Origin of the sequence: Streptomyces rugosispiralis, assembly GCF_024505145.1 — a bacterium.
Lineage (GTDB): Bacteria > Actinomycetota > Actinomycetes > Streptomycetales > Streptomycetaceae > Streptomyces > Streptomyces rugosispiralis.
In genome coordinates, this window is sequence record NZ_JANIAA010000139.1 from 1 (window position 1) to 2,430 (window position 2,430).

General features: G+C 73.1%; 1 protein-coding gene. It reads right to left on the minus strand.

What is annotated here, in order from left to right; genetic code table 11:
- The coding region (locus tag NP777_RS46695) for a type I polyketide synthase (protein ID WP_256656290.1) at positions 1–2,430 on the minus strand (2,430 nt) is incomplete at both ends.

The following is a 2,430-nucleotide window of genomic DNA, read 5'->3' on the forward strand; positions in this document are numbered from 1 at the left end:
CCCCACCCACTGGGCCCCCTGGCCGGGGAACACGAACACGGTCTTGCCGTGAGTGGTGGCGTGGCCGGTGGTGAGCCGGGGGTGGGGTTGTCCGGTGGCGAGGGCGGTGAGAGCGGCCGTGGCCTCAGCGCTCTCGCCACTGGTGTCGGCGTCGGTGTCGGTGTCGGCGAGGATGATGGCGCGGTGGTCGTGGAGGGTGCGGGTGGTGGCCAGTGACCAGCCGATGTCCACCGGGTGTGCGGCCACGCCGGATCGCAGGTGTTCGAGGATCCGTTGGGCCTGAGCCCGCAGGGCCGCGGGGGTCTTGGCGGACAGGACCCAGGGGGCGATTCCGCCGGTGGCGACCAGCCCAGGGGGGTCCGTGTCCTCGTCCACCTTCGACGCGGGTTCGGGCTCGGGCCGAGGTGCCTGCTCCAGGATGAGGTGGGCGTTGGTGCCGCTGACGCCGAAGGAGGAGATCCCGGCGCGGCGGGGGCGGCCGGTCTCCGGCCAGGGGCGGGCCTCGCTCAGCAGGGACACCGCGCCGGACGTCCAGTCCACCTGCGTGGTCGGCTCGTTGATGTGCAGGGACCGCGGAAGCGTGCCCTGCCCTATCGCCAGCACCATCTTGATGACACTGGCCACGCCTGCGGCCGCTTGGGCATGGCCGATGTTGGACTTCAGCGAGCCGAGCCATACGGGTTCGTCCCCCGGGCGCTCCTGTCCGTAGGTGGCCAGGAGTGCCTGGGCCTCGATGGGGTCGCCGAGGGCGGTGCCGGTGCCGTGGGCTTCGACGGCGTCGATGTCGGCCGCCGAGAGCCCGGCGTTTGCCAGCGCCTGCCGGATCACCCGCTGCTGCGACGGCCCGTTCGGCGCGGTGAGGCCATTGCTGGCGCCGTCCTGGTTCACCGCCGTACCACGGACGACGGCCAGCACCTCGTGTCCGTTGCGACGGGCCTCCGAGAGCCGTTCCAGCAGCACCAGACCGACTCCTTCGGACCAGTTGGTGCCGTCAGCCCCCTCGCCGAAGGACTTGCAGCGGCCGTCCGCCGCGAGACCGCGCTGGCGCGAGAACTCGACGAACGCGCCGGGCTGGCCCATGACGGCCACGCCCCCGGCGAGTGCCATCGTGCATTCGCCGGAACGCAGGGCCTGCACGGCGAGGTGCAGAGCCACCATCGAGGAGGAGCACGCCGTGTCCACGGTCACCGCGGGACCGGTCAGCCCGAAGGTGTACGACACCCGACCCGACGCCACACTCGTCGCGCCGCCCACCCCGAGGTAGCCCTCCAGGCCCTCCGGCACCGCGCCCGGACCGGTGCCGTACCCCTGGCCGCTGGCCCCGACGAAGACCCCGACCTCCTGTCCGCGCAGTGAGGTGGGAACGATCCCGGAGCGTTCCAGGGTCTCCCAGGCGGTCTCCAGCAGTACGCGCTGTTGCGGGTCCATCGACAGTGCCTCGCGCGGGGAGATGCCGAAGAAGGCGGCGTCGAATCCGCCCGCGTCGGTGAGGAAACCGCCCTCGCGTACGTAGGACTTGCCCAGAGCATCCGGGTCGGAGTCGAACAGCTCGGCCAGGTCCCAGCCCCGGTCCCGCGGGAACGGGCCGATGGCGTCGTCTCCGGCGGCGACCAGCCGCCACAGGTCCTCGGGGGTGCGGACGCCCCCGGGCAGGCGGCAGCCCATGCCGACCACGACGACCGGATCCTCGGCCTGGTCCGGCGCGGTCCGGTCGCGCCGCACCGGCCGGGGCGTGGCCTCGGCCGTACGCCCGCCCAGTTGGTCGCGGAGAAACTCGGCGGTGGCCACGGGGCTCGGGTGGTCGAAGACCAGCGTCGCCGGCAGCCGCAGCCCGGTTGCGGTGTTGAGGCGGTTGCGCAACTCCACCGCGGTCAGCGAGTCGAATCCCATGTCGCGGAACGCCTGCTCCGGTCCGATGGGGTCGATCGTGGGGAACCCGAGCACCGAAGCGGCCTCTTCGCGGATCAACTCGACGAGCACACGCTCCTGTTGGGCCGCCGACAGCCCGGCCAGCCGCTCGACGAGGCCGCCCTCACCGGCCTTCGGCACCGGCCGGGCCGTACGCCGCGTCGGCCGGACCAGACCCCGCAGCAGCGGCGGGGGCTCACTGGCCTCCGCGCCGAGGGCGGCGAGGTCGAACCTCATCGGCACCAGCGCCGAAAGCCCGGACTCCACCGACCGGTCGAACAGGCCCAGCGCCTCCGCGGTGGACAGCCCGACGACGCCACCGCGCCGCATCCGGTGCAGATCGCCGGAGCCGAGCCCGGCCGTCATGCCACTGGTCTCCGCCCACATGCCCCATGCCAGCGAGGTGGCGGGAAGCCCGTGCGCCCGCCGCCACTGCGCGAGGCCGTCCAGATAGGCGTTGGCGGCCGAGTAGTTGCCTTGCCCCGGTCCGCCGAGGACTCCGGCGGCGGAGGAGTAGACGAC